General features: G+C 73.2%; 6 protein-coding genes and 1 pseudogene. 3 read left to right on the forward strand and 4 right to left on the reverse strand.

The genetic code is table 11. The annotated features are described in order from the left end of the window. Positions 1 to 32 precede the first annotated feature (32 nt). Positions 33 to 1706, forward strand: coding sequence for an Ig-like domain-containing protein (locus OJ997_RS06100; protein ID WP_270024170.1), 1674 nt, complete (start codon positions 33 to 35; stop codon positions 1704 to 1706). Here OJ997_RS06100 and OJ997_RS06105 read toward each other — a convergent pair whose 3' ends face one another. Beyond that, a complete protein-coding gene (locus tag OJ997_RS06105) occupies positions 1707 to 2759 on the reverse strand; it encodes an NAD(P)-dependent alcohol dehydrogenase (RefSeq protein ID WP_270024171.1) in 1053 nt (350 codons plus the stop codon). A 108-nt stretch (positions 2760 to 2867) separates the two neighbouring features. Here OJ997_RS06105 and OJ997_RS06110 point away from each other — a divergent pair, with 108 nt between their 5' ends. Together OJ997_RS06110 and OJ997_RS06115 are read left to right on the forward strand one after the other, a co-directional pair. After that, the gene (locus OJ997_RS06110) at positions 2868 to 3731 is read left to right on the forward strand and encodes a helix-turn-helix domain-containing protein (RefSeq protein WP_270024172.1); all 864 of its coding nucleotides are present in this window, start codon (positions 2868 to 2870) and stop codon (positions 3729 to 3731) included. 56 nt (positions 3732 to 3787) lie between these two features. Then, complete coding sequence (locus OJ997_RS06115; protein ID WP_270024173.1) at positions 3788 to 4942, forward strand: patatin-like phospholipase family protein; 1155 nt, start codon at positions 3788 to 3790, stop codon at positions 4940 to 4942. Here OJ997_RS06115 and OJ997_RS06120 read toward each other — a convergent pair. The 3 genes and pseudogenes from OJ997_RS06120 to OJ997_RS06130 all read right to left on the reverse strand — a co-directional run. Beyond that, positions 4939 to 6069 (reverse strand): ScyD/ScyE family protein, encoded by a 1131-nt coding sequence (locus OJ997_RS06120; protein ID WP_270024174.1) that lies wholly within the window; start codon positions 6067 to 6069, stop codon positions 4939 to 4941. The genes OJ997_RS06115 and OJ997_RS06120 overlap by 4 nt on opposite strands. 47 nt (positions 6070 to 6116) lie before the next feature. Further along, positions 6117 to 6536 (reverse strand): cupin domain-containing protein, encoded by a 420-nt coding sequence (locus tag OJ997_RS06125; protein WP_270024175.1) that lies wholly within the window; start codon positions 6534 to 6536, stop codon positions 6117 to 6119. A gap of 28 nt (positions 6537 to 6564) precedes the next feature. Next, a pseudogene (locus OJ997_RS06130) lies at positions 6565 to 7016 on the reverse strand (SARP family transcriptional regulator); the annotation flags it as partial.

Consider the following 7016-nt stretch of genomic DNA (forward strand, 5'->3'; position numbering starts at 1 on the left):
CGGCCTGAGCGCGTGCCACCGTGGCTGGACCGATGTCCAAGCTCTCCACCACGGTCCTGCTCTCCCTCGCCGCCGGCCTTGCCGTCGCGACGCCCGCGTCCGCCGCGCAGGTGCGGTTCACCTATGACGTCCGCGGCGACGTGTCGATCCCGGTGCCCCTGGGCGTCACGAGCCTCGACGTGCGCCTCTCCGGCGCTCCCGGCCGTGACGGCGAGTCCGTGGCCGGCGAGGCGGGGAACGGCGGTCAGGGCGCGCTCGTCAGCGGCCGGTTGGACGTCACGCCCGGCACGCCGCTGGTCTTCCGCGTCGACGGCGGCGCCGCGCGCGCGGCGACGGGTCAGCAGGGCGGCGCGGGCGGGCACATGGCGGCGCTGCTGGTCGGCGACACATACCTGGTCGCGGCCGCCGGTGGCGGTGGCGGCGGTGGTGGCGTGGACGGCGGCGACGGCGGGAACGCCGGGGTCGCGGGCGCAGGCGGCACCAGCTTGCAGGAGAACGCGGGCGGCGGTGGCGCCGGCTCGGCGACGTTCGGCGGCGCCGGTGGCGTGCTCTCCACCGGTGGCGCGGCCGGCGCGGCCGGTGTCGCGAACGCCGGTGGCGTCGGTGGCGCGGCGCCCACGCTCACGTCCGGCGCCGGTGGCGGAGGCGGCGGTGGGATCTTCGGCGGCGGTGGCGGCGGCTCGACCTCGGGGCCGACCAAGGGCTCCGGTGGCGGCGGCGGTGGCGCGAGCTTCGCCGACCCGCAGCGGATGCACGACGTCACCCAGGGCATCTCGCCCGACGAGGAGGCGTCAATCAAGATCACGTACAACGACGCGACGGCCCCGCAGCCGACCCTCGCGCCGATGACCTACAACCCGTCCGCGCTGACCGGCACGGCGGGCACCGACTTCGGCGACGCCACCACGGTCAAGCTCAAGCTCTCGAGCGGCCAGACGCTCACGGCCACGGTCCGCTCCGACGGCACCTACTCGGTCGCGGTGCCGTCGCTGGCCGACGGGTCCTACTCGGTCACGGCCAGCCAGAACGACGTCGTCGACAACACCGGCACGACCGCCGGCACGTTCATCGTCGACACCACCGCACCGACGATCGACACCGGCTCGGTCCGCGCGACCTACACGCGCGGCGAGCTCGCGACCACCGGGTTCACGTGCGCCGACGCGAACGCCGTCGCCGCGTGCGACGGCCCCGCGACGGTCGACACGACGAGCCTCGGCGACAAGCAGCTGAAGTTCACCGCGCGTGACGCCGCCGGCAACGAACGCACCAAGACGGTCGACTACACCGTGACCGCCCCGCCGCTCGTCCTCGACATCTCGCTCGGCGAGGCGCCGCGCTTCGCCTCGTTCCTCGTCGGCCAGGCGCGCGACTACACGGCGACCGGCACCGCGACGGTGACGAGCACGGCCCAGGCCGCGACGTTCAGCGTCGTCGACTCGACCACCAACCACCCCGGGCACCTCGTGAACGGGACGTACGCGCTGGCCTCGCCGCTGCAGATCCGGGCCACGAGCGCGGCCGGCACCTCCACGGGCGCCGGCGCGCTCTCCGGCACCCCGCGGACGCTGCTCGACTACGCCCGCCCCGTCGGCGCGGACGCCGTCACGCTGAGCTTCACGCAGCACATCGGTGCGGGCGATCTGCTGCGCACCGGCAACTACGCCAAGACGCTCACCTACACGCTGGCCACGACGACGCCGTAGCTAGAGCGTGGAGTTGTCGATCACGAAGCGGTAGCGGACGTCGGAGGCCAGCACGCGCTCCCACGCCTCGTTGACCTTGTCCGCCGGGATCACCTCGATCTCGGCGGTGATGCCGTGCTCGGCGCAGAAGTCGAGCATCTCCTGGGTCTCGGCGATCGAGCCGATCCCGGAGCCGGCGAACGTGCGCCGCTGCATCAGCAGGGCGAACACCGGGACGGGCAGCGGCTCACCCGGCGCGCCGACGTTGACGAGCGCGCCGTCGGTCTTGACGAGGCTCAGGAAGCGGCCGATGTCCAGCGCCGCGCTGACCGTGTTGATGATCAGGTCGAAGCGGTGCGCGAGCTGCTCGAAGGTCGCGTCGTCGCTGGTCGCGTAGTAGTGGTCGGCGCCGAGGCGCAGGCCGTCCTCCTGCTTGCGCAGCGACTGGCTGAGCACCGTGACCTCGGAGCCGAGCGCCTTGGCGAACTTGACCGCCATGTGGCCGAGCCCGCCGAGGCCGACGACCGCGACCTGCTTGCCGGGGCCCGCGTTCCAGTGGCGCAGCGGCGAGTAGGTCGTGATGCCGGCGCACAGGAGCGGCGCGGCGGCGTCGAGCGCGATCCCGTCCGGGATCCGGAGCACGAAGTGCTGGTTGACGACGACGTGGTCGGAGTAGCCGCCGTACGTCGGCGTGCCGTCCTTGTCGACGGAGCCGTAGGTCTGCGTGTTGCCGGGGATGCAGTACTGCTCGTTGCCGGCCTTGCAGTTCTCGCACTCGCCGCACGAGTTGACCATGCAGCCGACGCCGACGCGATCGCCGACGGCGTACTTGCTCACGTTGTCGCCGACGGCGGCGACGATGCCCGCGATCTCGTGGCCGGGCACCGCGGGGTAGGGGATCTCGCCCCACTCGCCGCGGGCGAAGTGGATGTCGGAGTGGCAGATGCCGCAGAACTTGATGTCGATACGGACGTCGTCGGGGCCGATCGCCCGGCGCTCGATCGCGAGCGGCTCGAGGGCGGCGGTCGCCGAGGGGGCGCCGACGGCCTTGGAAGTGGTGGTGGTCGCAGTCATGTCTGCGAGGCACTATGGGGGTGGCCGCGGGGCGATAAAAGGACCCTGCGAGAGGGGTACTCGCAGGGCACCCCCGCTTCGCGTGCGCGACGCCTAGAGTGGGTAGCCATGGGTGTCTCGTCGAATGAGCTGGCGCAGTTCCTGGCCACGCGACGGGCGAACGTCACCCCCGCCGACGTCGGGCTCCCGGTCCACGGCCGGCGCCAGGTGCGCGGGCTGCGCCGCGAGGAGGTCGCCTCGCTCGCCGGCGTGAGCGTCGAGTACTACAAGCGGCTCGAGCGCGGCCAGGCGACGGCGCCGTCGGACAGCGTGCTCGCCGCGCTCGCCGAGGCGCTGCGTCTGAACGACGCGGAGCGCACCCACCTGTTCGACCTCGTCCACGCGTCCGGGCCGTCGGCCCGTCGCAGCCTGCCGGCGGAGCCGCACCAGATCCGACCGGCCGCCCGGCGCGTCCTGGACTCGCTCGGCGCGCCCGCGACGATCACGAACGCGCGCGGCGACTACCTGGGCGCGAACGCGCTCGGCCACGCGCTCTTCGCCCCGCTCTTCGAAAGTCCCGAAGGCCCGCCCAACGGCGCCCGCTTCACGTTCCTGGACCCTGCCGCGCGCACGTTCTGGCTCGACTGGGAACGGGTGGCGAAGGACATCGTCGGCACGCTGCGCAGCTACGCGGGCCGCAACCCGTACGACCGCGAGCTGTGCGCGCTGGTCGAGGAGCTCTCGGCCCGCAGCGAGCCGTTCCGCACCTGGTGGGCGGCGCACACCGTGCACGCGCACCGCGCCGGCGTGAAGGCGATCCGCCATCCCATCGTCGGCGAGCTCGAGCTCACCTTCGAGATGGTCACCTTCACCGCCGACGAGCTGCCGATGGCGATCTTCACCGCCGCGGCGGGCAGCCCCTCAGAGACCGGGCTGAACCTCCTCGCCAGCTGGGCCGCGACGCCCAGCGAGCGCTCACCACTCGCCGGTTGACGAGTCCTCACCGTCGGCGGTAGCGTCGGCGCCTCAGGCGGCGAGAGGAGAGCGTGATGCCCGCAGCGCCCGCACGTGCCATGCCGGTCCGCGAGATCCCGACGGACTCCGGCCTCGATCCCGACTCCGGCTCAGGGCTGTGCCTCTCGGGCGGCGGCTACCGCGCGATGCTGTTCCACCTCGGGACGCTCTGGCGGCTCAACGAAGCGGGTCGGCTGCGCGGGCTGGACCGCATCTCCAGCGTGTCCGGCGGGTCGATCACGGCCGGGACGCTCGGCCTGCGCTGGAGCAAGCTGGACTGGCAGGCCGACGTGGCGACGAACCTGGTGGCAGAGGTCGTCGAGCCGGTGCGCGAGCTGGCGCGGCACACGATCGACGTGCGGTCCGTCCTGAGCGGGCTGCTGCCGTTCGACACGATCGGTGGCGAGATCGCGAAGGCGTACCGCAAGCACCTGTTCGGCGACGCGACGCTGCAGGCGCTCCCGGACGCCGGCGCCCCGCGGTTCGTGCTCTGCGCGACGAACCTCGAGTCCGGCGTGCTGTTCCGCTTCTCGCGGCCGTACATCGCCGACTGGCGCGTCGGGATGATCCCCGACCCGGACACGTCGCTCGCGGACGCGGTCGCGGCCTCGTCCGCGTTCCCGCCGGTGCTGTCGCCGTTCACGCTCGACCTCAGCGACGCGCAGTGGGAGACCGTCGAGGGCAACGACCTCGCCACGCCCGACTACCGCGGCAAGATCGCGCTCACGGACGGCGGCGTCTACGACAACATGGGCCTCGAGACCGTCTGGAAGGTCTGCCGCACGGTGCTCGTCTCCGACGCGGGCGGGCAGATGGCCGCCGACGACGCACCGCCGTCGCTCTGGCCGACGCAGATGCTGCGCGTGCTCGCGGTGATCGACAACCAGGTGCGCGACCTGCGCAAGCGCTGGACCGTCGACTCCTACGTGCGCCAGCAGCGCGAGGGCGCGTACTGGGGCATCCGCTCGCTGGTGCGGGACTACGGGTTGCCCGACCCGATCGTCGATCCCCCCGACGCCGCGGTGCTCGCCCTGGCGGAGGTCCCGACCCGGCTCGCGGAGCTGCCCGACGAGACGCAGGAGCGCCTGATCAACTGGGGCTACGCGATCTGCGACACGGCGCTGCGCCGGTGGGTCGATCCGCAGATCCCCCGTCCGGCGCAGCTGCCGTACCCGTCAGCCGGGATCTAGCGCAGCGGGAGCTTGACGATCTCGCCCGCGCCCGCCTGGTCGCCCTTGTTGGAGACGTAGGCGAACTTGTCGTGGACGGCGAGGCCGGTCGGGGACGTGAGCGTGCCCGGCGCGATCTCGGTGCGCGCGCCGCGCTTGGGGACGCGGATCAGCTTGCCGGGCGTCGGCGGGCCGATCAGCGTCGCGCTCGTCATCTGCAGCACGTAGAGCGTGCCGTCCTTGCCGAACGCGAGGTCGTTGATGGTCGTGAACCCGGTGGCGTACTCGGTCGGGGCCTGGCCGGGGACGATCCGCCAGACGCTCGCGCCGCCGGTCGGGAACGGGAAGCCGGTGAGCTGGCCGACGTAGTAGGCGCCGTCCGGGCCGCGCACGATCGAGGTCGGGACGGACTGGGTCGGGATCGGCGTGCCCGGCGGGACCGGGAAGTCGGGGATCTCGGGCGCGGGGCTCATCTTGAACGGGATCACGCCGAGCGTCTCCGGGCCGCGCAGGCCGTAGCGGATGAGGCTGTTGCCGCCCGCGTCGGCGACGGTCACGTGCAGGCCGGTCGCGTCGACCGAGTTCGGGTTGGAGTCGACCTCGGCCGTCGGCTGGCCCGAGTCCGGGTTGTTGGCCGCCTCGTAGGCCGCCGGGTCACCCGCGGTGCCCAGGACGTGGCCGGTCGGCAGCAAGCGGTAGAGCTTGCCCATGCCCGCGGTCTGCGGGTGCTGGTCGCGCAGCGCCGGGTTGGCGCCGAGGCCGACGGTGAAGTAGCCGAGCAGGCCGCCGAGCGTGAACGAGATGTCGGACGGGCCGCTGGCCTCGCCGCCGGTTTGCGAGGCGACCGACGGCAGGTTGGCGACGACCCGCTTCTTGTTGCCGCGCTTGTCGATCTTGGTGATCGCGCCGGTCTTGCCGAAGCAGCCCGGCTCGCCGCCTTCAGGGCTCTCGAGGCTGCAGTCGGTGCCGCCGCGGCCGGCTTCGGCGACGTACAGCTCGCCGCCGAGGCCGAAGTCGAGCCCGCGCGGGTTGTCGAGGCCGCTCGCGATCACCTGCGGGCCACCGCCGGTCGCGGCCGCCGTGGCCGGGGTCGCGGCGACGATCAATCCCGCCGCGAGCACCAGGCACTTGCGCATGTCGATGGTCATGGCCGCGACGCTACGGACGCGCCGCGGCCGGTTGATCAGGGAAACCCCTAGCGTCGGGGCAAGTGGGGGAGCGCGTCGAGCTCCGGCAGCGTCACGACGCTCTCCTGCTCGTTCGGGTCCGTGCGCGCGAGCACGACCTCGAACACGTCGGGGCCGGGGTTGTACGGCACGTGCGGCACACCCGCCGGGATATGGATGTAGTCGCCGGCCTCGACCAGCTCGTGATGCTCGAGCTCCGCGCCCCACCAGAACTCGCCCCGGCCACGGACGACGAAGATCGCCGACTCGTGGTCCTCGTGCAGGTGCGCGACGGCGCGTGCGCCGGGTGGCAACGGCGCGCGGTGCAGGCACAGCGCCTTCGCGTTCGAGGTCGCGTTCGAGATGCCATGGTCGTAGTCGTATCCCTGGCGCCCGGTGTAGCTGAGGCCGGAGCGAACGACCGTGCAGGCTTGCGTGTCGACGTTCATGCGACGCCAGACGCCGCCCGCGCGGACCTCATTCCCCGAGGTAGTGCGCGACCGGCCCGAAGCTGAGCACGCCGCTGCCCGCGCCGGCGAGCTCCTCGGCGGCGGGCGCGAGGTGCGCGCGGGCGCGTTCGAGCGTGCGGCGGTCGTTCAGCGCGGCCGCCGTGCCTGCTGTGAGCGCCCACAGTGCTTCCTGCAGCAGGTCGGCGGGCGGGTCGGGCACGTCGTTGAGCGCGGCAACGGCGCGGCCACGTTCCCCGCGTGCGAGGTGGACGTGCGGTCGCGCCCACGGCTCGTACGGCCCGAAGTCGCCCTCCACGACGCCGACGGACAAGAGCGCGAGGGGAAGCAGCCCGCGCTCGAGGCCGGGCATGCCGGCGCCAGGAAGGAGCGAGGCGGCCGCGCGGTAGGCCGCCACGGCGGGCGCGGGCGACGACGCGTCGGGCGGCGGCGGCCCGTCCGGGGACGCGGCGGCCGGCGGCG

It is taken from the genome of Solirubrobacter phytolaccae (assembly GCF_027587195.1).
GTDB classification, from domain to species: Bacteria; Actinomycetota; Thermoleophilia; order Solirubrobacterales; family Solirubrobacteraceae; genus Solirubrobacter; species Solirubrobacter phytolaccae.

What these genes read in the sequence shown, in the direction of transcription:
- OJ997_RS06115 (WP_270024173.1), top strand. Translation starts at nt 3,788, where the DNA reads ATGCCCGCAGCGCCCGCACGTGCCATGCCGGTCCGCGAGATCCCGACG.
- OJ997_RS06120 (WP_270024174.1), bottom strand. Translation starts at nt 6,069, where the DNA reads ATGACCATCGACATGCGCAAGTGCCTGGTGCTCGCGGCGGGATTGATC.
- OJ997_RS06110 (WP_270024172.1), top strand. Translation starts at nt 2,868, where the DNA reads ATGGGTGTCTCGTCGAATGAGCTGGCGCAGTTCCTGGCCACGCGACGG.
- OJ997_RS06100 (WP_270024170.1), top strand. Translation starts at nt 33, where the DNA reads ATGTCCAAGCTCTCCACCACGGTCCTGCTCTCCCTCGCCGCCGGCCTT.
- OJ997_RS06125 (WP_270024175.1), bottom strand. Translation starts at nt 6,536, where the DNA reads ATGAACGTCGACACGCAAGCCTGCACGGTCGTTCGCTCCGGCCTCAGC.
- OJ997_RS06105 (WP_270024171.1), bottom strand. Translation starts at nt 2,759, where the DNA reads ATGACTGCGACCACCACCACTTCCAAGGCCGTCGGCGCCCCCTCGGCG.